This window comes from Aeromicrobium tamlense (assembly GCF_013408555.1).
Lineage (GTDB): Bacteria > Actinomycetota > Actinomycetes > Propionibacteriales > Nocardioidaceae > Aeromicrobium > Aeromicrobium tamlense.
The window spans coordinates 1889085-1914288 of sequence record NZ_JACBZN010000001.1 but is presented as its reverse complement, the minus strand read 5'-3'; the positions used below and the strand labels follow the sequence as shown (position 1 = coordinate 1914288).

Genomic DNA, 25204 nt, shown 5'->3' with positions numbered 1-25204 from the left:
CTGCTCACCTTTTGGGGTGGGCGTGGAACCTCGGTCCTGGTGGTGGGTGGCAGCTCAGGCACACTGTTGGGTCCTGAGGGATCAGCATCTCTTGCTGGATCTCTCGGACCGTACATCTCCTCGAACCATCCGACCCTGTGGGGTGGGGCAGGCGGGGAACCGGGTACGGGACCGATCGTATTTTGAGAACTTCACAGTGGACGCGAGCATCTTTGTAGTAACAACAAGCTACTAAGTGCACATGGTGGATGCCTTGGCATCGAGAGCCGATGAAGGACGTTGGAGTCTGCGAAAAGCCCCGGGGAGTTGACAACCGAGCTGTGATCCGGGGATGTCCGAATGGGGAAACCCACTCAGAGGAAAGTCTGAGTACCTGCGCCTGAACACATAGGGCGTTTGGAGGGAACGTGGGGAAGTGAAACATCTCAGTACCCACAGGAAGAGAAAACAACAGTGATTCCGGTAGTAGTGGCGAGCGAAACCGGAAGAGGCCAAACCTTGGGTGTGTGATAGCCGGCGGGCGTTGCATCCAGGGGGTTGTGGGACCGCACTGACTGTTCTGCCGGACAGTCGAAGAGTCATAAACCATGAGTGAAGGTGAAGCTGACTGGAAAGTCGCGACACAGAGGGTGAGATCCCCGTAACCGTAAGCTCATGGCTCTTGTGCGTCATCCCGAGTAACACCGAACCCCTGAAATTCGGTGTGAATCTGGCGGGACCACCCGCTAAGCCTAAATACTCCTCGATGACCGATAGCGGACTAGTACCGTGAGGGAAAGGTGAAAAGTACCCCGGGAGGGGAGTGAAATAGTACCTGAAACCGTGTGCATACAATCCGTTGGAGCGGTTCCTTGTGAACTGTGACAGCGTGCCTTTTGAAGAATGAGCCTGCGAGTTAGCGTTGTGTAGCAAGGTTAAGGCGAGTGCCGTAGCCGTAGCGAAAGCGAGTCCGAATAGGGCGCTTGAGTTGCACGATCTAGACCCGAAGCGGAGTGATCTATCCATGGCCAGGTTGAAGCGCGGGTAAGACCGCGTGGAGGACCGAACCCACCTAGGTTAAAAACTGGGGGGATGAGCTGTGGATAGGGGTGAAAGGCCAATCAAACTCCGTGATAGCTGGTTCTCCCCGAAATGCATTTAGGTGCAGCGTTGCGTGTTTCTTGCCGGAGGTAGAGCACTGGATGGGCTAGGGGGCCTACAAGCTTACTGAACTCAACCAAACTCCGAATGCCGGTAAGTGAGAGCGCAGCAGTGAGACTGCGGGGGATAAGCTCCGTAGTCGAGAGGGAAACAGCCCAGACCATCAGCTAAGGTCCCAAAGCGATTGCTAAGTGGAAAAGGATGTGGAGTCGCAGAGACAACCAGGAGGTTGGCTTAGAAGCAGCCACCCTTGAAAGAGTGCGTAATAGCTCACTGGTCAAGTAATTCCGCGCCGACAATTTAGCGGGGCTCAAGCAATCCACCGAAGCTATGGGATTCACACATGAGGTAGGCCTTCGTGGTCCAGCCGTGTGGATCGGTAGGGGAGCGTCGTGTCGCGAGCGAAGCGGCGGGGTAACCCAGCCGTGGATGCGACACGAGTGAGAATGCAGGCATGAGTAGCGAATGAAGAGTGAGAAACTCTTCCACCGAATGACCAAGGGTTCCAGGGTCAAGCTAATCTTCCCTGGGTAAGTCGGGACCTAAGGCGAGGCCGACAGGCGTAGTCGATGGACAACGGGTTGATATTCCCGTACCGGCGTTGAATCGCCCATGCTGAATCCAGTGATGCTAAGTGCCCGAAACCGTACCTACCGTCTCTTCGGAGACCACGGTGCGGCAGAGCGCATGACCCGATCTGGTAGTAGGCAAGCAATGGTGTGACGCAGGAAGGTAGCTCAACCGTGGCGATGGTAGTCCACGGGTAAGGTCGTAGGGCGAGTGATAGGCAAATCCGTCACTCATATGCCTGAGAGCCGATGCCACCCACGTAGTGGAGTGTGAGTGATCCTATGCTGCCGAGAAAAGCATCTAGCGAGATTCAGAGCCGCCCGTACCCCAAACCGACTCAGGTGGTCAAGTAGAGAATACTAAGGTGATCGAGAGAATCATGGTTAAGGAACTCGGCAAAATGCCCCCGTAACTTCGGGAGAAGGGGGGCCGGATGCGTCATCGGACTTGCTCCGAGAAGCGTTGAAGGCCGCAGAGACCAGGCCCAAGCGACTGTTTACTAAAAACACAGGTCCATGCTAAGTCGAAAGACGCCGTATATGGACTGACTCCTGCCCGGTGCTGGAAGGTTAAGGGGACGTGTTAGCGCAAGCGAAGCACAGAACTTAAGCCCCAGTAAACGGCGGTGGTAACTATAACCATCCTAAGGTAGCGAAATTCCTTGTCGGGTAAGTTCCGACCTGCACGAATGGAGTAACGACTTGGGCGCTGTCTCAACCATGAACTCGGCGAAATTGCACTACGAGTAAAGATGCTCGTTACGCGCGGCAGGACGGAAAGACCCCGGGACCTTTACTATAGTTTGGTATTGGTGTTTGGTTCGACTTGTGTAGGATAGGTGGGAGACTGTGAAGCTCGGACGCCAGTTCGAGTGGAGTCATCGTTGAAATACCACTCTGGTCGTACTAGATATCTAACCTAGGTCCGTTATCCGGATCAGGGACAGTGCCTGATGGGTAGTTTAACTGGGGCGGTTGCCTCCTAAAATGTAACGGAGGCGCTCAAAGGTTCCCTCAGCCTGGTTGGCAATCAGGTTTCGAGTGTAAGTGCACAAGGGAGCTTGACTGTGAGAGTGACAGCTCGAGCAGGGACGAAAGTCGGAACTAGTGATCCGGCGCTGGCATGTGGAAGCGGCGTCGCTCAACGGATAAAAGGTACCCCGGGGATAACAGGCTGATCTTCCCCAAGAGTCCATATCGACGGGATGGTTTGGCACCTCGATGTCGGCTCGTCGCATCCTGGGGCCGTAGCAGGTCCCAAGGGTTGGGCTGTTCGCCCATTAAAGCGGCACGCGAGCTGGGTTTAGAACGTCGTGAGACAGTTCGGTCCCTATCCGCCGCGCGCGTAGGAAACTTGAGAAAGGCTGCCCCTAGTACGAGAGGACCGGGGTGGACGAACCTCTGGTGTGCCAGTTGTTCTGCCAAGAGCACGGCTGGTTGGCTACGTTCGGAAGTGATAACCGCTGAAAGCATCTAAGCGGGAAGCATGTTTCAAGATGAGGTTTCCCACTCCCTCGAGGAGGTAAGGCCCCCAGCAGACCACTGGGTTGATAGGCCGGAAGTAGAAGTGCAGCAATGCATGGAGCTGACCGGTACTAATAGGCCGAGGGCTTGTTTCTTACAAAGACCGCCACGCGTCCACTGTGAGGTTCCCGAGATATGATCGGGAACCACGAAGAACACGAGAGTGTTCTCCAAGGTTTGTTGATATCTCTATAGAGTTTCGGCGACCATGGCGAAGGGGAAATACCCGGCTACATTCCGAACCCGGAAGTCAAGCCCTTCAGCGCCGATGGTACTGCACTGGAGACGGTGTGGGAGAGTAGGACGTCGCCGGACAACCATTGATGCGCGAGGCCGCTCCCAACAGGGAGCGGCCTTGCTGCATTTCACCCCCCGACCACCCCCAACGAGCGGGTGGTCCTGCTGGCGCACGGGCCCCGACCCCGCCACAGTGGAGGGGCACACGAACACCCACCCAGCCGGGCGCCAGGCCAGGCACCCGAGAGGAACCCGCACCATGGCCCAGGACCGAAACCCCCGCAACGGCGGCAACAACCGCGGCGGCAAGCCCAGCAACAAGCCCGGCAACACCCGCGGCAAGCCCACCAGCAGCAGCCGCAACAGCGGCAAGCCCACCTCCCGCGACGGCAAGCCCACCTCCCGCGACGGCAAGCCCACCAGCGGCTCCCGCTCCGGCGGCGGCCAGCGCTCCGGCCCCGGCGGCCAGCGCTCCGGCCCCGGCCAGCGCTCCGGCCCCGGCCAGCGCTCCGGCCCCGGCTCGCGCTCGGGCGCCCCGCGGTCCGGCGGCCGCCCCAGCGCCCCCGAGCGCACCGCCGAGCAGAAGATCTACGACGGACCCCCCATCCCCGACGACGTCTCCGCCAAGGACCTGGACAAGCACGCCCGCCAAGAGCTCTCCGGCCTGCCCGACAAGCTCGCCGACAAGGTCGCCCGCCACCTCGTCATGGCCGGCACCCTCCTGCACACCGACCCCGAGACCGCCCACAAGCACGCCCTCGCCGCCCGCGCCCGCGCCATGCGCGTCGGCCTCGTCCGCGAAGCCACCGGCGAAACCGCCTACGCCCTGGGCAACTGGGCCGAAGCCCTCGCCGAATTCCGCGCCGCCCGCCGCATGACCGGCCGCCACATCTACGCCCCCATGATGGCCGACGCCGAACGCGCCCTCGGCCGCCCCGAAAAAGCCCTCGAATACGACAACCCCACCACACGCGCCCACCTCGACGAACCCGGCAACACCGAACTGTCCATCGTCATCGCCGGCGCCCGCCGCGACCTCGGACACCTCGACGCCGCCCTCCACATCCTCGAAACCGAACCCCTCCACACCACCAACCGCTCCGACTGGGTCACCCGCCTCCGATACGCCTACGCCGACACCCTCCTCGCCACCGGCAACACCCAAGACGCCATCACCTGGTTCCACCGCACCGCCGGCACCGACACCCACCACACCACCGACGTCCACGACCGCCTCAAACAACTCGAAAACTAACCCGTCCACAGACGTCGCAGGGCCCACGCACGCCGTCCACAGGCAGTGCGTGGGCCCTGTCGTCGTTCCCCGTCGCCACGCGAGGCTGGGCGTCATGAACGACACCGACAACCAGGTCCTGCTCCGCGGGCGGGTGGCTGACGCCGCCGAGCCGCGGACCCTGCCCAGCGGGGACGAGCTCGTCTCGTTCCGCCTCATCGTCGAGCGCAGCGCGGCGGCCAAGCGTCGCTCGCGTCAGCTCGTCGACACCTTCGACTGCTCGGCGTGGACGTCGCGGCTGCGCACCAAGGCGCTGAAGCTGAAGCCTGGGGACCGGATCGAGGTCGAGGGCGAGCTCCGACGCCTGTTCTCCAGCCGGTCCGGAGGCGTATCGAGCCGGGTGTACGTCGACCTCGGGTCGCTGACCCGGTTGCCCGAGCCCCCGGTAGCCTCGACGGCATGACGCTGGCCGCGACCGACCGCCCGCTCGTCGCCTCCCACGACGCGGTACTGCTGGACCTCGACGGTGTCGTCTACCGCGGCGGGCATGCCGTCCCCGGCGCCGTGGAGGCACTGAACCAGGCGCGTGACGTGCGCCTGGCCTACCTGACCAACAACGCGAACCGGCCACCCGAGGCGGTCGCCGAGCACCTGCGCGAGCTGGGCCTGCATCCTGCGGTCGAGGACATCGTCACCTCGGCCCAGGCGATCGCCGGCGTCATCGCGCACGACGTCCCGCCGGGCTCCCCGGTGCTGGTGATCGGGGGAGAGGGGTTGCGCAGCGCGCTGCGTGCCCGCGGCCTGGAACCCGTCGACGATCGCCACGCCCCGGGACTGGCCGCGGTGGTCCAGGGCTACATGCCCGACCTCGGCTGGCGCGATCTCGCCGAGGCGGCCTACGCCGTGCAGGCCGGAGCGCCCTGGTACGCCAGCAACACCGACCTGACGATCCCGACCGCCGAGGGCATCGCGCCGGGCAACGGCGCCCTCGTCCACGCCGTCCGACTCGCCACGGGTCGTGAGCCCGTCGTGGCCGGCAAGCCGTACGCGCCGCTGTTCGAGGAGACGATGGAGCGCATCGCGCCCTCGTCCCCGCTGATGGTGGGCGACCGCCTCGACACCGACATCCGCGGCGCCAGGCAGGCGGGCATCGCCTCGCTGTTCGTCCTCACCGGAGTCAACACGCTGGTCGACGTCGTGAACGCCGACCCGCAGGAGCGCCCTGACCTCGTCGGGGCCGGCCTCGCGTCGCTCCACCAGCCGCACCCGGCCGTCGCCGTCGAGCGTGGGGCCGCCCGTTGCGGCGAGGCCGTCGCCGAGATCCACGACGGCGCGATCCGCGTGGCCCGGGAAGGGGCCGAGACGGAGACGCTCCGCGCGATCGTCGGACTCGGCTGGGCGTGCCGCGACGAATCGGGGCTCGACGTGACCGTCGATGAGAGGATCGACGCATGACGACCGAACCCACCGGCGACGGATCCGTGGAGGGCGTCGGCCCCGCGATCGACGAGGCCGTCGCGATGCTGGACACGCTCGGCGACCTCGAGGTGGCCCAGCACCCGCCGGTGTTCGAGGCCGTGCACCGCGTCCTGCGCGACCAGCTGGCCGGCTCGTCGGGGACCCGCGGGTGAGCCGGTGAGCCGCCGGGTGCGGCTCGACGCCGAGCTCGTCCGGCGCGGACTGGCGCGATCGCGCGACCAGGCGGCGTCGCTCATCGAGCAGGGCCGCGTGCTGGTGGGCGGGAACGCCGCCAGCAAGCCGGCCACGCAGGTGACCACCGACCAGGCGATCGTCGTGCGTGAGGGTGACGACCCGGGCTGGGCATCGCGCGGTGCCCACAAGCTGCTCGGCGCGCTGGAGGTCTTCGAGCCCCAGGGTCTGAGCGTCGGCGGCCGCCGCGCTCTCGACGCCGGTGCGTCGACCGGGGGATTCACCGACGTCCTGCTGAGGCGCGACGTCGCCGAGGTCGTCGCCGTCGACGTCGGCTACGGCCAGCTGGTGTGGTCGCTGCAGTCCGACCCGCGGGTTCACGTCTTCGACCGCACGAACATCCGCTCGATCGATGCCGAGCTCATCGGCGGGCCGGTGGACCTCGTCGTCTCCGACCTGTCCTTCATCTCGCTCACGCTCGTGATCCCGGCGCTGGCCTCGGTCTGCCGGGCCGAGGGGGACATGGTCCTCATGGTCAAGCCGCAGTTCGAGGTCGGGCGCGAGAACCTCGGCAAGAACGGCGTCGTCCGCGACCCCGAGCTGCATGCGAGCGCCGTCCACGGCGTGACGACCACGGCCTGGGCCAACGGCTGGGGGACCCGCGCGCTCGCACCGAGTCCGTTGCCGGGCCCCGCCGGGAATGTCGAGTACTTTTGTTGGCTGAGGACCGACGCCCCGGCGCCGGACGAGGAGATGGCGCGCGCAGCCGTCGCGGCCGGGCCTCTCGCGGCCCGGCACCCGAAGGAAGGAAGCGGATCATGAGGAGCGTGCTGCTCGCGGTCCACACCCAGCGGAACGGGGCCCCGAAGATCGCGGCCGACTTCGCCGCCTCCCTCCAGGAGGCCGGTCTCCAGGTCCGCGCCCTCGAGGGCGAGGCCGAGGCCCTCGAGGCGGCCGGCGCGGTCGACCTGGCGGTCGTTCCCGCCGCGTCCGGTGCCGCCCAGGACTGCGAGCTGACCGTGGTGTTCGGCGGTGACGGCACGATCCTGCGCGCGGCCGAGCTGTGCCGCGGCACCGGCACCCCGCTGCTGGGCGTCAACCTGGGTCACGTCGGGTTCCTCGCCGAGGCGGACGAGGAGGACCTCGCCGAGGTCGCCCAGCGTGTCATCGCCGGCGACCTCACCGTGGAGGAGCGCCTCACCGTCGACGTCCTGGTCCTGCAGGACGGAGAGGTGGTCGCCACCAACTGGGCTCTCAACGAGGCCTCGGTCGAGAAGGCGTCCCGCGAGCGCATGCTCGAGGTCGTCGTCGAGATCGACGGGCGTCCCGTCTCACGGATGGGCTGCGACGGTGTCGTCTGCGCGACTCCGACCGGCTCGACCGCCTACAACTTCAGCGCCGGCGGTCCCGTGGTGTGGCCCGAGGTGTCGGCGCTGCTCATGGTCCCGATCAGCGCGCACGCCCTCTTCGCGCGGCCCATGGTCGTGTCGCCGGAGTCCACCCTCGCGGTCGAGGTCGTGGGACAGTCCGCCACCGGCGTGCTCTGGTGCGACGGCCGTCGCGCGTCCGACCTGCCGATCGGCGCGCGCGTCGAGGTCCGCCGCGGCGTCGAGACGGTGCGGCTCGCGCGCGTGCACCCGGCCTCGTTCGCCGACCGCCTCGTGCGCAAGTTCGAGCTCCCGGTCTCGGGGTGGCGCGGGTCCTCCGAGGCCTCCCGACGAGCCGCGGGAGAGCGCTGATGTGGCAGTCGCTGCGGCTGGCGTCCCTGGGCGTCATCGAGGAGGCCGAGCTCGACCTGGGCCCCGGCTTCACCGTGATCACGGGTGAGACCGGCGCCGGCAAGACGATGGTCGTGACGGCGCTCGGGCTGCTGCGTGGCGAGCGTGCCGACTCCGCTCTCGTCCGTCGTGGAGCCGACCGCGCCCGCATCGAGGCCTCCGTCGTCGCGACGCCCGAGGTCGCCGCGCTCGTCGAGGAGGCCGGGGGCCAGGTCGACGACGACCTCGTGCTGGCCCGCGTGCTTACGAGCCAGGGCCGCAGCCGCGCCCTCGCGGGCGGGTCGACCGTGCCGGCCGGACTCCTGTCGCGGCTCGCGGACTCGCTCGTCGCGGTGCACGGTCAGTCCGACCAGCAGCGACTCGTGCGGCCACAGGAGCAGCGCGGCGCCCTCGACCGGTACGCCGGGTCCGAGGTGTCCGACTTGCTCGCGCTGTACCAGCCCGACTACGAGCGCCTCCGCGAGCTGAAGGCGCGCCTGCACGACCTGCGAACGCACGCGGGGGAGCGCCTGCAGCGCCTCGACCTGCTGCGCCACGGCCTCGACGAGATCGACGCGGTCGACCCGCAGCCCGGCGAGGACGAGGAGCTCGTGCAGCGCGAGAACCGGCTCGCGCACGCCGAGGCGCTCGCGGCGGCCGCTGCCGGTGCGTCCGTCGCCCTGTCCGAGGACGAGCACTCCGCCGCTGCCGCGCTCGCCGCCGCGAAGTCCGTCGTCGACCCCGTCGCCGGGAACGACCCTCGGCTCGAGGCGCTTGCCGAGCGGCTGCGCCGCGCCGCGATCGACCTCACCGACATCGCGTCCGAGCTGGCTGCCTACGCCGCCGACGTGGACCTCGACCCCGCCGGCCTGGCCACCGTGCAGGAGCGACGCGCGGCGCTCACCGCGTTGCAGCGTCGGTACGGTCCGGGCCTCGACGACGTCATCGCCTGGGCGGACCGGGCCCGCGCCGAGGTGCTCGAGCTCGACCTCGACGACACCGCGATCGAACGACTCGAGACCGAGGCCGACGCCGCGCGCGATCGGGTGGTGGAGCTCGCCGGCCGGCTCACGCAGGCCCGCACCCGCGCTGCCGAGCAGCTGGCGGAGGAGGTCGGCCGCGAGCTCGCCGACCTCGCCCTGCCATCGGCGCGACTCGAGGTCCGCGTCCTGCCAGGCGAACCCGGACCGCACGGTGCGGACGACGTCGAGATCTGGTTCGCGGCCAACAGCGGCGCCGAGCCGCGCCCCCTCGCCCGCGCCGCGAGCGGCGGCGAGCTGTCGCGCCTCATGCTCGCGATCGAGGTCGTGCTCGCGGGTCGCGACCCGGTGCCCACGCTCGTGTTCGACGAGGTGGACGCCGGCATCGGCGGCCGCACGGCCGTCGAGGTCGGCCGCCGCCTCGCCCGCCTCGCGCAGCACGCCCAGGTCATCGCGGTGACCCACCTGCCGCAGGTGGCCGCCTTCGCCGACTCCCACTTCGTGGTGAGCAAGTCCGACGACGGCACGGTCACCAGCAGCAGCGTGCTGCGCCTGGAGCACGACTCCCGGGTCGACGAGCTGGCGCGGATGCTTGCCGGGCTGGACGACTCGGCCGCGGCGCAGGAGCACGCCCGGGAGCTGCTCGAGCTCGCCCGCACTGCCTGAGGGTCACGTCACTTTCGAGGCCCGGATCGGCGTGTCGGGTGTGAACTCTCATGGAACGCGGGTTCCATGGAGGGCATCATGCCCATCTTGAAGCGCAGCAAGCGCGCCCTTCCCGACGGTCCCGGCGTGGTCGGCCCGGCGCGGCTGTGCCGCAATGCCGCCGACCTGTCCTCGGTGCGCTCGGGAGACGTCGTCGTCATCGACGTGGCCGACCTCGGCGCCGACACGGCCCAGTCGCTGGTCGAGCGCGGCGTCGCCGCCGTCCTCAACGTGTCCTCGTCCTCGTCGGGTCGCTACCCGAACCTCGGCCCGCAGGTGCTGGCCGCCGCGGGCATCCCGCTCGTCGACCGCGTGGGGGAGGTCGTCTGGCAGACGCTCCGCAGCGGCGACGTCGTGCGTGTGGACGAAGGCGCCGTCCACCTCGGTGAGACCACCGTGGCCACCGGCGTCGAGATGACCGAGTCGCGGGTCCGCGACCAGCTGGACGAGGCGTCCTCGGGGCTGTCCAGCCAGCTCGACTCGATCGTCACCAACGCGGCCGACACGCTGCGCCGCGACCGCGCGATGCTCCTCGAGGGTGCCGGCATCCCCGAGGTCTCCACCCCGATCAAGGGTCGCCCCGTGGTCGTCGTCACCGACGGTCCCGACGCGGCGAAGGACCTCAAGTCGATCCGCTCGTTCGTCCGCGACCACGACCCCGTGCTGATCGGCGTCGGCGACGGCGCCGGGCTGCTCATCGATGCGGGCCTGCGGCCGCACCTGCTGGTCGGGCGCGGTGACGAGCTCTCCGGCCGCATGATCGAGCGCTCGGGCGAGGTCGTCATCGTGTCGGCCTCGGGCCGACTCGACCGTCCCGAGCAGTTCGAGGCCCACGGCCGTCAGCCGGTGGTCTTCACCGCGGCGGGGACGCCCGAGAACCTCGCCCTGCTGCTCGCCGACCAGAACGAGGCCGCAGTCATCGTGCAGGTCGGCGGGCCCTCGCGCCTCGTCGACATCGTCGACGGCGACACCGCCGACGCGGCCGGCACGTTCATCGCCCGGCTCCGCGCCGGCTCGCGCGTCGTCGACGCCCAGTCCGTGGCGTGGTTCGCGCGCCAGCGGCTGAGCTGGTTCGTCCCGCTGCTGCTCCTGCTGGCCGGCGTCATCGCCGTCGTGGCGGCCGTGGCCACCACCCCTCTCGGTCATGAGTGGCTCTCGCCCGTGACCGACCGTGTCTCCTCCTGGACCGAAGGACTCGTCTCGTGATCAACCTGCGCTACCACGTCATCTCCCTCGCGGCCGTGCTGCTCGCGCTCGCCGCCGGCATCGCGGTCGGGGCGGGGCTGCTCGACGAGAGCGACGCCGCCACGACGACGACCTCGTCCGACACCGCCGAGATCAGCCCTGCGCTGGCCGGCTTCGACGCGGGCTACGCGTCGATGACGGCTCCGGGCCAGCTGCGCGACAAGCTCAAGAACCGCACGGTGCTGCTGCTCACCACGCCCGGCGCGCGCGACAACGAGATCGACTCGCTCATCGAGAACCTCACCACCGCGGGCGCCCGGGTGACGGGCCAGGTCGAGCTCACCAGCAAGCTGCTGTCGCCGGCCAACCGCCAGTTCGCCGAGGGCGTCGCGGCCCAGTCCGACCCGGACGCGGCCTCCGAGGCGACCGACTACGGCAAGGTCGGCGCGGCGATCGCACGCGGCTACCTGACGAAGGGCGACGGCTCCCTGGACGAGACCGCCCGCACGATCCGCTCGGCGTTCACCGAGGGCGACCTGCTCGCCGTCGAGCAGGACCCCGAGGTCTCGGCCCAGCTGGCGCTCGTGGTGTCCGGACCCGCCGGATCGTCGTCCGGGGGAGAGGGCACGGTCGTGTCCAGCATGGTCGCCGGCCTCGACGCCGGCAGCCAGGGCGTGGCGGTCGTCGGGCCGGTCTCCTCGGGCGAGAACGGCGTCGTGAACGCCGTCCGCGGCAGCGACGCCGCTGCCAACGTCTCGACGATCGACGTCACCGACACGGGCACCGGCCGCGTCGCCTCGGTGCTCGGACTCGTGCGCGAGGCCGCCGGCCAGTCGGGTGCGTGGGGCACGTCACGGGCGGCCGACGGGCCCGTTCCGAACTGAGGCAGGATCAGGGGCTCGGGACCGTGGCGTTCGGCGCGGATGGTCCCGGGCCTCGGTCGGCGATGGTAGGCTGGAGTTCCGTGGAACCCAGAGTCGAACCCAGCCCCCGAGGCGGTTCCTCCACCCCCGGACGTTGCCGCAGGCACCGCCCGGTTCCGCATCCGAACCGGACCCACGGGAGTCATGTTGGCAACTAACGCCGTCACCAAGCACGTATTCGTCACCGGTGGAGTCGTGTCCTCCCTCGGCAAGGGCCTGACCGCCTCCAGCCTGGGGCGTCTGCTCAAGTCACGCGGCCTGCGCGTCACGATGCAGAAGCTCGATCCGTACCTCAACGTCGACCCGGGCACGATGAACCCGTTCCAGCACGGTGAGGTCTTTGTGACCGACGACGGCGCCGAGACCGACCTCGACATCGGCCACTACGAGCGCTTCCTCGACGAGGACCTCGTCGGCCGCGCCAACGTCACGACCGGTCAGGTCTACTCCGACGTCATCGCCCGCGAGCGCCGCGGCGACTACCTCGGGGACACCGTGCAGGTCATCCCGCACATCACGAACGAGATCAAGGACCGGATGCTGTCGATGGGCGGCCCCGACGTCGACGTGGTGATCCACGAGATCGGCGGCACGGTGGGTGACATCGAGAGCCAGCCGTTCCTGGAGTCCGCGCGCCAGGTCCGCCAGGAGGTGGGCCGCTCCAACGTCTTCTTCCTGCACGTCTCGCTGATCCCGTTCATCGGTCCCTCGGGCGAGCTCAAGACCAAGCCCACGCAGCACTCGGTCGCCGCGCTGCGCTCGATCGGCATCCAGCCCGACGCGATCGTCTGCCGGTCCGACCGTCCCGTGCCCGCGGGCGTGAAGCGCAAGATCTCGCTCATGTGCGACGTGGACGAGGACGCCGTCGTCACGGCGGTCGACTCGCCGTCCATCTACGACATCCCGAAGGTGCTGCACTCCGAGGGCCTCGACGCCTACGTCGTGCGCCGTCTCGACCTGCCGTTCCGCGACGTCGACTGGAACGAGTGGGACGCGCTGCTGCGCCGTGTGCACCACTCCGAGGAGGAGGTCACGATCGCGCTGGTCGGCAAGTACATCGACCTGCCCGACGCCTACCTCTCGGTCGCCGAGGCCCTGCGCGCCGGCGGCTTCGCGAACGACGCCAAGGTGCGCCTGCGCTGGGTGCCGTCGGACGACTGCGCCACCGAGGCCGGGGCAGCCGAGCAGCTCGGCGACGTCGACGGCATCTGCGTGCCCGGCGGCTTCGGCATCCGCGGCATCGAGGGCAAGCTCGGCGCGCTGTCCTACGCGCGCAAGCAGCAGATCCCCGTTCTGGGCCTGTGCCTGGGCCTGCAGTGCATGGTGATCGAGTACGCCCGCACCGAGCTGGGCATCGAGGACGCGAGCTCGTCGGAGTTCGACCCCGCCACCGAGCACCCGGTCATCGCCACGATGGCCGAGCAGCACGAGTTCGTCGAGGGTGCGGGCGACCTGGGCGGCACGATGCGCCTGGGCCTGTACCCGGCCAGCCTCAAGGCCGGCAGCATCGTCCGCGAGCTCTACGGCTCGGACAAGGTCGACGAGCGTCACCGCCACCGCTACGAGGTCAACAACGCCTACCGCGACGACCTGGAGAAGGCCGGCCTGGTGTTCTCGGGCACGTCGCCGGACTCGACCCTGGTCGAGTTCGTCGAGCTGCCCCGCGAGGTGCACCCGTTCTACGTGGCCACCCAGGCGCACCCCGAGCTGCGCTCGCGTCCCACGCGCTCGCACCCGCTGTTCTCGGGCCTCATCGCGGCCTCGCTCAAGCGCAAGCTGGAGATGCGGCTGCCCGTCGAGGAATCGTGACCTCGCACCCCCGGCTGCCGGGGCGGATCGCCGCACCGGTCGAGGCCGGAGACGGCACGTGGCCGCAGGTGGGGTCCGAGGTCGGGTTCCAGAACCCGTACCTGACGCTGACGGTCGACACCATCGAGGCGCCGGACGGCTCGACCCATCCGCGCGTCGTGGTGCGGCCGCGGCGTGCCGTGGGCGTGGCCGCGGTCGACGAGGACGGTCGCATCCTGCTCGTCGAGCAGTACCGTCACCCGATGGGCCGCCGCATGCTCGAGATCCCCGCGGGGCTGATGGACGTCGAGGGGGAGGAGCCGCAGCAGACCGCGGCCCGCGAGCTGGCGGAGGAGACCGACCTGGTCGCCGGCACGTGGCGCGAGCTGATGCGGATCGCCCCCACGGTGGGCTACTCCACCGAGACGATCACCCTGTTCCACGCCTCGGAGCTGGTGCCGGTCGCCGAGGCCGAGCGCACCGAGCGCGAGGCCGAGGAGGCCGACATGGCGCACTGGTGGGTCGACCTCGACGAGGCCGTGGCAGCCTGCCTCGACGGTCGCATCTTCGACGCCAAGACCGTCGTGGCGATCCTGGCGGTGGCACGGGCGTGACCGACGGCGGTGCGGTCGAGCGGGTCGTGGCCGAGTACCTGTCCCACCTCGCGGTGGAGCGCGGCCTCGCCGAGAACACGCTGGCCTCGTATCGCCGCGACCTGCGTCGCTACACCGAGTTCCTGACGGGCGCCAGTGTCACGGAGCCCGCGGACATCGCCGAGGACCACGTCACGGCGTTCGCCGCCGCGCTGCGCGAGGGCGACGAGGACCATCCCGCGCTCGGCACGTCGAGCGTCGCGCGCACGGTCGTCGCGGTCCGCGGCTTCCACCGCTTCTGCCTGCGCGAGCAGATCGTCGCCAACGACGTGACGGCCGCCGTGCGGCCGCCCAGGCCCGCGTCCCGGCTGCCGAAGGCGCTGCCGCTGGAGGACGTCGAGGCGCTGCTGACGGCGGCGGGGGAGCCCGGCACCGCCCTGTCGATGCGCGACCGTGCGCTGCTGGAGATCCTCTACGGCACCGGCGCGCGCATCTCCGAGGCCGTCGGTCTCGACGTGGACGACGTGGACCTCGAGCAGTCGTCCGTGCTGCTCACCGGCAAGGGCTCCAAGCAGCGCATCGTGCCGCTCGGGTCCTTCGCGCGCGACGCCCTCGAGACGTACCTCACGAAGGCGCGTCCGCACCTCACGGCGACCGCCGGCAGCGGGCCCGCCGTGTTCCTCAACGCGCGCGGCGGCAGGCTGTCGCGGCAGAGCGCGTGGACGGTGCTGACGAAGACCGCGCGACGCGCCGGGATCGACGCCGACGTGTCGCCGCACACCCTGCGTCACTCGTTCGCCACGCACCTGCTCGACGGCGGTGCGGACGTTCGCGTGGTGCAGGAACTGCTGGGCCACGCGTCGGTGACGACCACCCAGATCTACACCCTCGTGACGATCGACAAGTTGCGCGAGACGTACGCGGCGTCCCATCCCCGGGCGCTGCGGTGAGCGGTACAGTGGCCGACATGCCCAGCACGGATCTCGGACCCACCGGTCGCCCGATGCCCGACCTCCCCGAGCCCGGACCGCGCACCACGCAGGGCCCCGCCGTCGTCATCTCGATGTGCAACCAGAAGGGCGGCGTCGGCAAGACCACGACCACGATCAACCTCGGCGCCGCGCTGGCCGAGACCGGCCGTCGCGTGCTGCTGGTCGACTTCGATCCGCAGGGCTCGATGACCGTCGGACTGGGCTACAACGCCCACGAGATCGAGCAGAGCATCTACCACGTGCTGATGGACCGCGAGCTCTCGATGAAGGAGATCATCCTCGGTACGTCGGTCGACAACCTCGACCTCGTCCCGGCCAACATCGACCTGTCGGCGGCCGAGATGCGTCTCGTCACCGAGGTGGGCCGCGAGCAGGTGCTCGCGCGCACCCTGCGCGACGTGCGCCATGACTACGACGTCATCCTCATCGACTGCCAGCCCTCGCTGGGCCTGCTCACCGTCAACGCCCTCACGGCCTCCGACGGCGTCATCGTGCCGCTGGAGTGCGAGTACTTCGCGCTGCGCGGCGTGGCGCTGCTCAACGAGACCATCGAGAAGGTGCGTGACCGCACCAACTTCGACCTGCGCGTCATCGGTCTGCTGGGCACGATGTTCGACAGCCGCACCCTGCACGGTCGCGAGGTCCTGCAGACGCTGGTCGACGGCTGGGGCGACGCCGTGTTCCACACCGTCATCCGCCGCACCGTGAAGTTCTCCGACTCCACGGTCGCCGGCGAGCCGATCACCGAGTACGCGTCCACGTCGCCGGGTGCCGAGGCCTACCGCCAGCTGGCGAGGGAAGTGCTGCAGCGGTGTCCCGACGCGTGAACCTGCCCGGTGCGGACGAGCTCTTCCGGCCGACCGCACCCAGTGGGCCCCGATCCGAGGAGACGCCTGCCGTGCCGCCGTCCGGCAGCGGCCGGGTCAAGCACGACGAGAAGATGACCGTCTACCTCACCAGCGACGAGCTGCTCGCCATCGAGCAGGCGCGCCTCGAGCTGCGCTCGGTGCTGGGTCGCAAGGTCGACCGCGGTCGCCTCGTGCGCGCCGCGATCGCCGGTGCGCTCGCCGACCTCGAGACCCGTGGGGCCGACAGCGAGCTCGCCCGACGGCTCGGCGAGGAATGAGCGCCGCGGTGTCCGTGACGGATCCGGCACCCGCGCAGGCGTCCGAGACCGGCTTCTCGGTCTCGCTCGGCAACTTCGAGGGGCCGTTCGACCTGCTGCTGCAGCTGATCTCCAAGCACCAGCTCGACATCACCGAGGTCGCGCTCTCGGTGGTCACGTCGGACTTCATCGCGTACACGCGCGAGCTCGAGGACGACCTCGAGCAGACCACGCACTTCCTGCTGATCGCGGCCACCCTGCTCGACCTGAAGACCGCGCGGCTGCTGCCGCAGGCCGAGGTCGAGGACGAGGAGGACCTCGCCCTGCTGGAGGCCCGCGACCTGTTGTTCGCCCGTCTCATGCAGTACCGCGCGTTCAAGGCCGTGGCGGCGATCCTCCAGGAGCGCTTCGAGAACCAGCTGCTGCGTCACCCACGCGCCGTCACGCTCGAGCCACGCTTCGCGACGCTGCTACCCGAGGTGGAGATCCGCGCGACCCCGCAGGACCTCGCCGAGCTGGCCGCCGCCGCCCTCGCGCCGAAGGCGCCGCCGCTCGTGTCACTGGCGCACCTGCACGCCCCGGCGGTCAGCGTGCGCGAGCAGGCCCACCTCGTCGTCGACCGGCTCCGGCGCGAGCGCTCGCTGACGTTCCGCGCGATCGTCGCGGACGCGCCGGACGGCCAGACGAAGGTCGCGCGCTTCCTCTCGCTGCTGGAGCTGTTCCGTGAGGGGATGCTGTCGTTCGAGCAGGCCGTGCCGCTGGGCGAGCTGACCGTGCGCTGGACCGGCACCGACGACGGCGACATCGACGTGGGCGACGAGTTCGACGAGCCGACCCTGCCCGAGGAGGGCGACGCCGGGGACCCCGAGGTCCCGCCGGCCCCGACGACCGGAAGTGACGATGACCGAGACTGACGACCACGTGCCCGCCGAGGTGCCCGAGCAGGGTGTGACGGAGGAGAGCGTGACCGACGGGCGCCCGCCGGTCGAGCTGCGCCCCGCCCTCGAGGCCGTGCTGATGATCGCCGACGAGCCGCTCGACCACCTCGTGCTCGCGCAGGCCGTCGGCCACCCGCCCGCCGATGTCGAGCAGGCGCTGCGCGGGCTCGCCGCCGAGTACGCCGAGCAGGGGCGCGGCTTCGAGCTGCGCGAGCTGGCCGGCGGCTGGCGCTTCTACAGCCGTGAGGAGTTCGCCGACGTCGTCTCGGCGTTCGTGCTGGAGGGCCAGCAGGCCAAGCTGAGCCAGGCGGCGCTGGAGACCCTCGCGGTCGTCGCGTACCGCCAGCCGATCAGCCGCTCGCGGATCTCGGCGATCCGTGGCGTCAACGTCGACGGCGTGGTCCGCACGCTGGTGACGCGCGGTCTGATCGTCGAGCTGGGCAACGACGCCGAGTCCGGCGCGATCCTCTACGGGACGACGAGCTACTTCCTCGAGCGGATGGGGCTGAGCGGGCTGGACGAGCTGCCCGAGCTCGCGCCGATGCTGCCCGACCTGGAGGACCTCGACGGCGAGCTGGAGCGCGTGGCGCAGCAGACCGCCGAGCGCGAGGCCGTGCCCGCCGAGGACGCTCCCTCCGTGGAGACCTCCGAGACCCCAGGAGGCGTCGGTGGCTGAGCCGATCCGTCTGCAGAAGGTGCTGGCCCAGGCCGGCGTCGCCAGCCGTCGGCGCAGCGAGGAGCTGATGGCCACGGGCCGCGTCGAGGTCAACGGCGAGGTCGTCACGCAGCTCGGCGCCCGCGTCGACCCCACCACCGATGTCGTGCGCGTCGACGGTGTGCGCATCCCGCCGCCGTCCGAGCACGCCTACGTGATCCTCAACAAGCCGCGGGGCATCGTCAGCTCGATGGCCGACGAGCAGGGCCGACCCGACCTGTCCGGTCTGCTGGCCGATCGCACCGACCGGCTGTTCCACGTGGGCCGGCTCGACACCGACACCTCGGGCCTGCTGATCCTGACCAACGACGGCGACCTGGCGCACCAGCTGGCGCATCCGTCGTTCGAGGTCACCAAGACCTACGTCGCCCTCGTCGACGGCAACGTCGCGGCCTCGATCGGTCGACGGCTGCTCGCGGGTGTGGAGCTGGAGGACGGCGTCACGGCCGTCGACCGCTTCGTGGTGCGCGACCGCAGCCGCGGCCGCAGCCTCGTCGAGCTCGACCTGCACAGCGGCAAGAACCGCATCGTCCGGCGCCTGCTCGACGCCGTCGGCCACCCCGTCGTGGAGCTCACGCGCACGGCGTTCGGGCCGCTGCGGCTGGGCGACCTGCGCGTGGGCGCGATGCGCGACCTGTCGCGCGACGAGCTCGGAGCGCTCTTCGATAGCGTGGAGGCATGAGTGCCGATCTGCCCGAACCCGTCGTGCCCGGACCGGTTCTGGTCATCGGCTGCGGCCTGATCGGCACCTCGGTCGCGCTCGGTCTGAGCGATCTCGGCGTCCGGGTGCACCTGCGCGACGCGCGACCCGCGAACGTCGAGCTGGCCGCCTCGCTGGGCGCCGGTACTCCCGATCCGGTGCAGGATCCGGCCCTCGTCGTGGTCGCCGTGCCTCCCGCCGCGGTCGTCGAGACCGCTCTGGCGGCGCTCGAGGAGTTCCCGTCGGCCGTGGTCACCGACGTCGCCAGCGTCAAGACCCACGTCTGCGCGGGCGTCACCGACCCGCGATTCGTCGGCGGCCACCCCATGGCTGGCAAGGAGCGCTCGGGCCCGATGGCCGGCTCCGGCCTGCTGTTCGAGGGTCGTGCCTGGGCCGTCGTCCCCACCGAGGGCACCGACCCCGAGGCCGTCGCGGTCGTCGAACGGGTCGCCACGGCGCTCGGCTCGGTCGTGCGGCGGATGGACGCGGCCTCCCACGACCGCGCGGTCGCCCTCGTCTCGCACGTGCCCCACCTCGTCTCCGCCCTGACCGCGGGCCTGCTCACCGAGGCCGAGGGCGATGACCTCCTGCTCGCCGGTCAGGGACTGCGCGACGTCATCCGCATCGCCGGCAGCGACCGGGGCCTCTGGGTCGACATCATCGGCAGCAACGCGGGCCAGGTCGGCGCGATCCTCGACGACCTCGCCGTCCGCCTCGACGACCTGCGCGCCGCCGTTCGCACCGCCGACGGCTCGGTGGGGGAGCACCTCGACCGCGGGCGGGCCGGGGTCGCCCGCGTGCCGGGCAAGCACGGCGCCCACCCGATCGCGCTCGCCGGCGTCTTCGTCTCGATCGACGACACCCCGGGCGAGCTCTCGCGACTCTTCGCCGACATCGGCGACGCGGGCATCAACATCGAGGACATGCGCATCGACCACGAGCTCGGCCGCCTCGTCGGCGTCGTCGAGGTCGTGGTGCAGGCCGGCGCCGCCGAGGACCTGCACACCGCCCTGATCGAACGCGGCTGGGCCGCCTTCCGCTGAGGAGACCAATGACCGACGTCATCGCCATCGACGGACCCTCCGGGTCCGGCAAGTCGAGCACCTCCCGTGGGGTGGCCTCACGGCTGGGCTACGCCTACCTCGACACCGGCGCGATGTACCGCGCGATGACGTGGGCGCTGCTCGAGCGGGGCGTCGACGTGCACGACCCCGCGGCGGTCGCCGCGGCCGCCCGGGAGGTCGTGCTGACCTCGGGCACCGATCCCGAGGCACCCACGATCGCCGCCGACGGCATCGATGTCTCCGAGCCGATCCGCGGCGACGCCGTCACTGCCGCCGTGAGCCCGGTCGCCACCGTCCCGCAGGTCCGCGAGCAGCTCGTGTCGCTGCAGCGCCAGGCGATCGCCGGGGCCACCGGCGGCATCGTGGTGGAGGGACGCGACATCGGCACCGTGGTGGCGCCCGACGCGACCCTGAAGATCTACCTCGTCGCCGACCCGGTCGCCCGCGCGAAGCGCCGTGCGCTCGAGCTCGGTGTGGAGGACGCGGAGGCGATGCGCGAGGCGCTGGCCCGTCGCGACGCGATCGACTCCAACCGCGCCGCGTCCCCGCTGGCGCAGGCCGACGACGCCGTCGTCGTGGACGGCACGGACCTCACGCTGGACGAGGTCATCGACCACATCGTGGGGCTCGCGCGCCGCTGAGTCCGGGGGAGCGAGGCGGATTGGAACGCGGCTGCTCGTTCTGGCAGAATGGGCGCTTGCGTCCGGAATCGGTGCGGCCCTCTCTCCCGCCGAGCCCGGCCCTCGATGAAGACCGGGCCTGCCCCACACGCCGGGTCGCCGTCACCACAGTTCGATTTCACAAGGAGACACCACACTCGTGGCAGTCAAGATTCGCCTCAAGCGGATGGGCAAGATCCGCACGCCGTTCTACCGCATCGTCGTCGCCGACAGCCGCACCAAGCGTGACGGTCGCGTGATCGAGGAGATCGGCACGTACAACCCGAAGACCGATCCGTCGACCATCAACGTCGACTCCGATCGCGCCCAGTACTGGCTCGGCGTCGGCGCGCAGCCGACCGAGGCCGTCGCGGCGATCCTCAAGCTCACCGGCGACATCGGTGGCGAGTCCACGCTCAAGCAGCCCGAGCCGAAGGCCGACAAGGCCGCGCTGTTCGACGCCGCCCTGAAGGACCTGCACGCCGAGCCCAAGAAGTCGGCCACCACCAAGGCCAAGAAGGCCGAGGCGAAGTCCGAGGACGAGCCGAAGGCCGAGGAGACCCCGGCCGAGGAGCCGAAGGCCGAGGAGACCCCGGCCGACGACGCGAAGGCCGACGAGGCCTGATCGTGTCCGCTCCCATGCAGGAGGTCGTCGAGCACCTCGTCGCCGGCATCGTCGACAACCCCGACGAGGTGACGGTCCGCGCGAAGCAGACCCGCCGCGGCGAGCTGTTCGAGGTGCGCGTGAACCCGAGCGACCTCGGCAAGGTCATCGGTCGCCAGGGTCGCACGGCCACGGCGATCCGCACCGTCGCATCGGCCATCGCCGGTGCCGACGGCGCGCGGATCGACTTCGTGGACGTCGACCGGCGCCGCTGAGCTCCAGCATGCGCGTCGTCGTCGGCCGGATCGGCCGTGCCCACGGCATCCGTGGCGACCTCGCCGTCGAGACCAGGACCGACGAGCCCGAACGGCGTTTCGCCGTGGGCTCGTCGGTCCTGTGTCGTGACCGGGAGCTGACGATCACCGCCAGCCGTCCCCACTCGGGCAAGCTGCTCGTGACGTTCGCCGAGGTCCCCGACCGCACGGCGGCCGAGCAGCTGCACGGCGCCCTGCTCGAGGTCGAGATCGACCCCGACGAGGTCCCCGAGGACGACGACGCGTTCTACGACCACCAGCTGATCGGACTGGCGGTGCAGGTCGACGGAGCATCGCGCGGGCGCGTGCTCGACGTGCTCCACCTGCCCGCGCACGACACCCTGCTGGTCGAGGTCGACGGCCGCCGCGTCCAGGTGCCCTTCGTCGAGGCCCTCGTGCCCGAGGTCGACCTCGACGCCGGCACGGTCACGGTCGTCGACCGTCCGGGCCTGCTGAACCCCGAGGAAGCCGACGAGGTGCGCTAGTGCGCATCGACGCCCTCTCGATCTTCCCCGACTACTTCGCGCCGCTCGACCTGTCCCTGCCGGGCAAGGCCCGCCGCGCCGGACTGGTCGACTTCCACGCGCACGACCTGCGCGACTGGGCCCACGACCGTCACCGCACGGTGGACGACACGCCGTACGGCGGTGGCGCCGGCATGGTGATGAAGCCCGAGCCGTGGGGCGAGGCGCTCGACGCCGTCGCCACCGATCGGGCCGTCGTCGTCGTGCCCACGCCGTCGGGCGCGCCCTTCACCCACGCCGAGGCGGTCCGCCTCTCCACGGCCGAGCAGCTGGTGTTCGCGTGCGGGCGCTACGAGGGCATCGACCAGCGTGTCCTCGACCACGCCGCCACCCGCTGGGACGTCCGCGAGATCTCCCTGGGCGACTTCGTCGTCAATGGGGGAGAGGTCGCCGCGCTCGCCATCATCGAGGCCGTCGTGCGCCTGCTGCCCGGCTTCATGGGCAACCCCGAGTCGCTCACGGAGGAGTCGCACGCCGACGGCCTCCTCGAGTACCCCGTGTACACCAAGCCCGCCACGTGGCGCGGCCTGGACGTCCCACCGATCCTGCTGTCGGGGGACCACGGACGCATCGCCGCCTGGCGCAGGGACCAGTCCCGCCTGCGCACCGAGCAGCGTCGTCCCGATTTAACACGCGATCTCGGCGAGTAACACGCTCGTAACGACGCTGGAGGCCCCGCGTAATCGGGCCGCAGCAGGATCGGTGCAGCGCCGCGGCAAGGGAGCTCCGGCCGCTGCTCACGTGTTACCTACTGCAAAGAGGTTGATATGGAACCCGGGACCATCTGGCTGCTGATCTGCGCGGCCCTTGTTCTCTTCATGACGCCCGGACTGGCGTTCTTCTACGGCGGACTCGTCAAGGCCCAGAGCGTCATCTCGATGATGATGCTGAGCTTCGGCGCGATGGGCCTGGTCTTCGTGCTGTGGATCCTCTACGGCTACAACATGGGCTCGGCCGGCTCGGCCGACCTCATCGACGGCTGGCTGGCCAACCCGTTCTCGGACTTCGCCCTGCAGGACCTGGCGACCGGTGACGGTGCGTCCGGCCTGGCCGGCGTCGCGTTTGGCTCGACGTTCGCCGTCATCACGACCGCCCTGATCTCCGGCGCCGTCGCCGACCGTGCGCGCTTCTTCCCCTGGATGCTGTTCGCTGGCCTGTGGGCCACGATCGTCTACTTCCCCTCCCAGGGCTGGGTGTGGGGCTTCGACGACGAGGGCCTGACGGGTTGGATCGGCACCCTCGAGATCGGTGACGCGGTCCCGATCGACTGGGCCGGAGGCACGGTCGTCCACATCAGCGCCGGTGCCGCGGCCTTCGCCCTGGCGCTCGTGCTCGGCAAGCGCACCGTCGGCTTTGCCAAGGAGTCCGCCGAGCCGCACAACGTCCCGCTCGTGCTCATCGGCGCCGCGATCCTGTGGTTCGGCTGGTTCGGCTTCAACACCGGTGCCGCGGTCGACGTCAACACCGCTGCGATCATCTTCCTCAACACGATCGCCGCTCCCGCGGCGGGCGTCCTGGGCTACATCGTCGTCGAGCACTTCAAGGACGGGAAGCCGACCGCCGTCGGCGCCGCCTCGGGCATCGTCGCCGGCCTGGTCGCCATCACCCCGGCCGCGGCCAACCTGACGCCGTTCTGGGCGATCGTCCTCGGCCTGCTGGCCGGCGCGGTCTGCTGCTTCGCGATCGACCTCAAGTACAAGCTCGGCTACGACGACTCGCTCGACGTGGTGGGCCTGCACCTGGTCGCCGGCTTCATCGGCTGCCTGTACCTGGGCTTCTTCGCCACCGACACGGGCCTGTTCACGGGCGGCGACTTCGACCAGCTGATCGCGCAGATCATCCCGTCGGTGTTCGTCGCGGTCTTCTCCTTCGCGGTGGCCTTCGGCCTCGGCAAGGCGATCGACGCCACGATCGGCTTCCGCGTCACCGAGGACGAGGAGGTCGCCGGCCTGGACAACGTCCTGCACGGCGGCGCCGCGTACAAGTTCGACTGAGCACCCTCTGCTGCACCGCGGCGCCCCGTCCCCGATTTCCTCGGGGGCGGGGCGCTGTGGCATCATGGACTGCTGGTGCCGGACGGCTCTGCCATGAGGGAGTCCCCACGGCGCACCACACCCAACTTTTCGGCAACACGACATCCGCAGGTGACTTGTGGCACCGGCGAGGAGAGATCATGACGAACGTCATCGACCAGATCGCAGCGCAGAGCAAGCGCGACGACGTCCCCGACTTCCGCGCGGGCGACACCCTGAAGGTCCACGTCAACATCGTCGAGGGCAACCGCTCGCGTGTGCAGCTGTTCCAGGGCGTCTGCATCAAGGTGCAGGGCTCGGGCATCGGCCGGACCTTCACCGTCCGCAAGGTCAGCTTCGGCGTCGGCGTCGAGCGCACGTTCCCGGTTCACTCGCCCGTGATCGAGAAGATCGAGGTCGCCACCCGTGGCGACGTCCGTCGCGCCAAGCTGTACTACCTGCGCAACCTGCGCGGCAAGGCCGCCAAGATCAAGGAGAAGCGCGAGATCTGATCTCTCCCGCCGCTCGACGACCCCGTTCCCGTCAGGGAGCGGGGTCGTCGCCGTTCCGGGCTACGATCTGCGGGTGACCGAGCAGCCGAGGACGCGACGGCGCCGGCTGCCCCGGTGGCTCGACGCGCTCGTGCTGGTCGCCGGCACCCTGGCGCTGGCGCTGCTGGTGCGAACCTTCGCGTTCCAGGTCTTCGTCATCCCGTCGTCGTCGATGGTCCCCACGCTGGCGAAGGGGGACCGCATCGCCGTGCAGAAGTGGTCCTACCGCGTGGGCGAGCCGCAGCGTGGTGACGTGGTGGTGTTCCGCGACCCGGGCGACTGGCTCGGGCCCCTCGAGCCGCCGGCCCCGTGGCAGCGCGGGCTGCAGGCCGTGGGGCTGTTCCCGCAGGGCGGGCACCTCGTGAAGCGCGTGGTGGGCGTCGCCGGTGACGAGGTCCGCTGCTGTGACGAGGCCGGGCGCCTGATGGTCAACGGCGAGCCGGTCGACGAGCCCTACCTGGCCGACCCGGCGGCCAACGTCGCGCAGCCGTTCCAGGTCACGGTGCCGCGGGGCAGGCTGTGGGTCCAGGGCGACAACCGGGCCGCGTCGAAGGACTCGCGGGCCCACCTCGACGAGGCCGGCGGAGGCTTCGTGGACACCGATCTCGTGGTGGGCCGGGTCGGCACGCGGATCTGGCCGCTCGACCGCATCGGGCGGGTCGCGCCGACCGACGCGTTCGACGACGTTCCGGCCCCGTGACGCGACCGACCGATGCGCGGTTCGCCCGGGACCAGCCGGTA

At 69.8% G+C, this 25204-nt stretch carries 25 protein-coding genes, 2 rRNA genes and 1 pseudogene; all 28 read left to right on the top strand.

Annotation, left to right across the window (positions count from 1 at the left end; genetic code table 11):
- Window positions 1-221: 221 nt before the first annotated feature.
- Window positions 222-3328: ribosomal RNA gene (locus BJ975_RS09490) — 23S ribosomal RNA — on the top strand.
- A 103-nt stretch (window positions 3329-3431) separates the two neighbouring features.
- A 5S ribosomal RNA gene (gene rrf, locus BJ975_RS09485) occupies window positions 3432-3548 on the top strand.
- Window positions 3549-3729: 181 nt separating this feature from the next.
- Complete coding sequence (locus BJ975_RS09480; RefSeq protein WP_179423993.1) at window positions 3730-4725, top strand: tetratricopeptide repeat protein; 996 nt, start codon at window positions 3730-3732, stop codon at window positions 4723-4725.
- A gap of 94 nt (window positions 4726-4819) precedes the next feature.
- Window positions 4820-5167: a single-stranded DNA-binding protein gene (locus BJ975_RS09475; RefSeq protein ID WP_179425252.1), complete on the top strand. Its 348-nt coding sequence runs from the start codon at window positions 4820-4822 to the stop codon at window positions 5165-5167.
- Window positions 5164-6159, top strand: coding sequence for an HAD-IIA family hydrolase (locus tag BJ975_RS09470; protein ID WP_179425250.1), 996 nt, complete (start codon window positions 5164-5166; stop codon window positions 6157-6159). The genes BJ975_RS09475 and BJ975_RS09470 overlap by 4 nt, the downstream gene beginning before the upstream one ends.
- A complete protein-coding gene (locus BJ975_RS09465) occupies window positions 6156-6335 on the top strand; it encodes a hypothetical protein (RefSeq protein WP_179425242.1) in 180 nt (59 codons plus the stop codon). The genes BJ975_RS09470 and BJ975_RS09465 overlap by 4 nt, the downstream gene beginning before the upstream one ends.
- Before the next feature lie 4 nt (window positions 6336-6339).
- Window positions 6340-7176, top strand: coding sequence for a TlyA family RNA methyltransferase (locus BJ975_RS09460; protein WP_179425240.1), 837 nt, complete (start codon window positions 6340-6342; stop codon window positions 7174-7176).
- The gene (locus tag BJ975_RS09455; RefSeq protein ID WP_179425237.1) at window positions 7173-8093 is read left to right on the top strand and encodes an NAD kinase; all 921 of its coding nucleotides are present in this window, start codon (window positions 7173-7175) and stop codon (window positions 8091-8093) included. The genes BJ975_RS09460 and BJ975_RS09455 overlap by 4 nt, the downstream gene beginning before the upstream one ends.
- On the top strand, window positions 8093-9757 hold the full coding sequence (gene recN / locus BJ975_RS09450; RefSeq protein WP_179425235.1) for a DNA repair protein RecN: 1665 nt from the start codon (window positions 8093-8095) through the stop codon (window positions 9755-9757). Before BJ975_RS09455 ends, recN begins: the two co-directional genes overlap by 1 nt.
- A 78-nt stretch (window positions 9758-9835) precedes the next feature.
- Window positions 9836-11002, top strand: coding sequence for a putative cytokinetic ring protein SteA (steA, locus tag BJ975_RS09445; protein WP_179425233.1), 1167 nt, complete (start codon window positions 9836-9838; stop codon window positions 11000-11002).
- Complete coding sequence (locus BJ975_RS09440; RefSeq protein ID WP_179425231.1) at window positions 10999-11865, top strand: copper transporter; 867 nt, start codon at window positions 10999-11001, stop codon at window positions 11863-11865. Before steA ends, BJ975_RS09440 begins: the two co-directional genes overlap by 4 nt.
- Window positions 11866-12048: 183 nt before the next feature.
- Window positions 12049-13707 (top strand): annotated as a pseudogene (locus BJ975_RS09435) (CTP synthase); the annotation flags it as partial.
- Window positions 13708-13709: 2 nt separating this feature from the next.
- Complete coding sequence (locus tag BJ975_RS16755; RefSeq protein ID WP_179425226.1) at window positions 13710-14306, top strand: NUDIX domain-containing protein; 597 nt, start codon at window positions 13710-13712, stop codon at window positions 14304-14306.
- Window positions 14303-15235 (top strand): site-specific tyrosine recombinase XerD, encoded by a 933-nt coding sequence (gene xerD, locus BJ975_RS09425; RefSeq protein WP_317628316.1) that lies wholly within the window; start codon window positions 14303-14305, stop codon window positions 15233-15235. The genes BJ975_RS16755 and xerD overlap by 4 nt, the downstream gene beginning before the upstream one ends.
- 17 nt (window positions 15236-15252) lie before the next feature.
- Entirely contained in the window at window positions 15253-16104 is an 852-nt protein-coding gene (locus tag BJ975_RS09420) for a ParA family protein (protein WP_179425224.1), read from the top strand.
- Window positions 16089-16403, top strand: a complete 315-nt coding sequence (locus tag BJ975_RS09415) for a hypothetical protein (RefSeq protein ID WP_179425222.1) — start codon at window positions 16089-16091, stop codon at window positions 16401-16403. Before BJ975_RS09420 ends, BJ975_RS09415 begins: the two co-directional genes overlap by 16 nt.
- A 14-nt stretch (window positions 16404-16417) precedes the next feature.
- Complete coding sequence (locus BJ975_RS09410) at window positions 16418-17296, top strand: segregation and condensation protein A (protein WP_407647424.1); 879 nt, start codon at window positions 16418-16420, stop codon at window positions 17294-17296.
- A complete protein-coding gene (gene scpB / locus BJ975_RS09405; RefSeq protein WP_179425218.1) occupies window positions 17283-17996 on the top strand; it encodes an SMC-Scp complex subunit ScpB in 714 nt (237 codons plus the stop codon). Before BJ975_RS09410 ends, scpB begins: the two co-directional genes overlap by 14 nt.
- Window positions 17989-18717 (top strand): pseudouridine synthase, encoded by a 729-nt coding sequence (locus BJ975_RS09400; protein WP_179425216.1) that lies wholly within the window; start codon window positions 17989-17991, stop codon window positions 18715-18717. The genes scpB and BJ975_RS09400 overlap by 8 nt, the downstream gene beginning before the upstream one ends.
- Window positions 18714-19778, top strand: a complete 1065-nt coding sequence (locus BJ975_RS09395) for a prephenate dehydrogenase (RefSeq protein ID WP_179425214.1) — start codon at window positions 18714-18716, stop codon at window positions 19776-19778. Before BJ975_RS09400 ends, BJ975_RS09395 begins: the two co-directional genes overlap by 4 nt.
- A gap of 8 nt (window positions 19779-19786) precedes the next feature.
- Window positions 19787-20440 carry a (d)CMP kinase gene (cmk, locus tag BJ975_RS09390; RefSeq protein ID WP_179425212.1) on the top strand — a complete coding sequence of 218 codons (654 nt, stop codon included), beginning with the start codon at window positions 19787-19789 and terminating at the stop codon, window positions 20438-20440.
- Between the two features lie 178 nt (window positions 20441-20618).
- The gene (rpsP, locus tag BJ975_RS09385; RefSeq protein ID WP_179425210.1) at window positions 20619-21083 is read left to right on the top strand and encodes a 30S ribosomal protein S16; all 465 of its coding nucleotides are present in this window, start codon (window positions 20619-20621) and stop codon (window positions 21081-21083) included.
- A gap of 14 nt (window positions 21084-21097) precedes the next feature.
- A complete protein-coding gene (locus BJ975_RS09380) occupies window positions 21098-21337 on the top strand; it encodes an RNA-binding protein (RefSeq protein WP_179428187.1) in 240 nt (79 codons plus the stop codon).
- Between the two features lie 8 nt (window positions 21338-21345).
- Entirely contained in the window at window positions 21346-21861 is a 516-nt protein-coding gene (gene rimM / locus BJ975_RS09375) for a ribosome maturation factor RimM (RefSeq protein WP_179425207.1), read from the top strand.
- Entirely contained in the window at window positions 21861-22550 is a 690-nt protein-coding gene (trmD, locus tag BJ975_RS09370) for a tRNA (guanosine(37)-N1)-methyltransferase TrmD (RefSeq protein ID WP_179425205.1), read from the top strand. Before rimM ends, trmD begins: the two co-directional genes overlap by 1 nt.
- 117 nt (window positions 22551-22667) lie before the next feature.
- Window positions 22668-23894, top strand: a complete 1227-nt coding sequence (locus BJ975_RS09365; RefSeq protein ID WP_179425203.1) for an ammonium transporter — start codon at window positions 22668-22670, stop codon at window positions 23892-23894.
- Between the two features lie 179 nt (window positions 23895-24073).
- Window positions 24074-24424: a 50S ribosomal protein L19 gene (gene rplS / locus BJ975_RS09360; RefSeq protein ID WP_179425201.1), complete on the top strand. Its 351-nt coding sequence runs from the start codon at window positions 24074-24076 to the stop codon at window positions 24422-24424.
- A 73-nt stretch (window positions 24425-24497) separates the two neighbouring features.
- The gene (gene lepB / locus BJ975_RS09355; protein ID WP_179425199.1) at window positions 24498-25163 is read left to right on the top strand and encodes a signal peptidase I; all 666 of its coding nucleotides are present in this window, start codon (window positions 24498-24500) and stop codon (window positions 25161-25163) included.
- The last annotated feature ends 41 nt before the right edge of the window (window positions 25164-25204 follow it).

Bases quoted from the DNA above. Each gene is read 5' to 3' on its own strand.
- rimM (WP_179425207.1), top strand. From the start codon at position 21,346: ATGCGCGTCGTCGTCGGCCGGATCGGCCGTGCCCACGGCATCCGTGGC.
- recN (WP_179425235.1), top strand. From the start codon at position 8,093: ATGTGGCAGTCGCTGCGGCTGGCGTCCCTGGGCGTCATCGAGGAGGCC.
- cmk (WP_179425212.1), top strand. From the start codon at position 19,787: ATGACCGACGTCATCGCCATCGACGGACCCTCCGGGTCCGGCAAGTCG.
- BJ975_RS09465 (WP_179425242.1), top strand. From the start codon at position 6,156: ATGACGACCGAACCCACCGGCGACGGATCCGTGGAGGGCGTCGGCCCC.
- BJ975_RS09365 (WP_179425203.1), top strand. From the start codon at position 22,668: ATGGAACCCGGGACCATCTGGCTGCTGATCTGCGCGGCCCTTGTTCTC.
- rplS (WP_179425201.1), top strand. From the start codon at position 24,074: ATGACGAACGTCATCGACCAGATCGCAGCGCAGAGCAAGCGCGACGAC.
- BJ975_RS09480 (WP_179423993.1), top strand. From the start codon at position 3,730: ATGGCCCAGGACCGAAACCCCCGCAACGGCGGCAACAACCGCGGCGGC.
- BJ975_RS09470 (WP_179425250.1), top strand. From the start codon at position 5,164: ATGACGCTGGCCGCGACCGACCGCCCGCTCGTCGCCTCCCACGACGCG.
- BJ975_RS09455 (WP_179425237.1), top strand. From the start codon at position 7,173: ATGAGGAGCGTGCTGCTCGCGGTCCACACCCAGCGGAACGGGGCCCCG.
- scpB (WP_179425218.1), top strand. From the start codon at position 17,283: ATGACCGAGACTGACGACCACGTGCCCGCCGAGGTGCCCGAGCAGGGT.
- BJ975_RS09420 (WP_179425224.1), top strand. From the start codon at position 15,253: ATGCCCAGCACGGATCTCGGACCCACCGGTCGCCCGATGCCCGACCTC.
- BJ975_RS09380 (WP_179428187.1), top strand. From the start codon at position 21,098: ATGCAGGAGGTCGTCGAGCACCTCGTCGCCGGCATCGTCGACAACCCC.
- steA (WP_179425233.1), top strand. From the start codon at position 9,836: ATGCCCATCTTGAAGCGCAGCAAGCGCGCCCTTCCCGACGGTCCCGGC.
- BJ975_RS09475 (WP_179425252.1), top strand. From the start codon at position 4,820: ATGAACGACACCGACAACCAGGTCCTGCTCCGCGGGCGGGTGGCTGAC.
- BJ975_RS09395 (WP_179425214.1), top strand. From the start codon at position 18,714: ATGAGTGCCGATCTGCCCGAACCCGTCGTGCCCGGACCGGTTCTGGTC.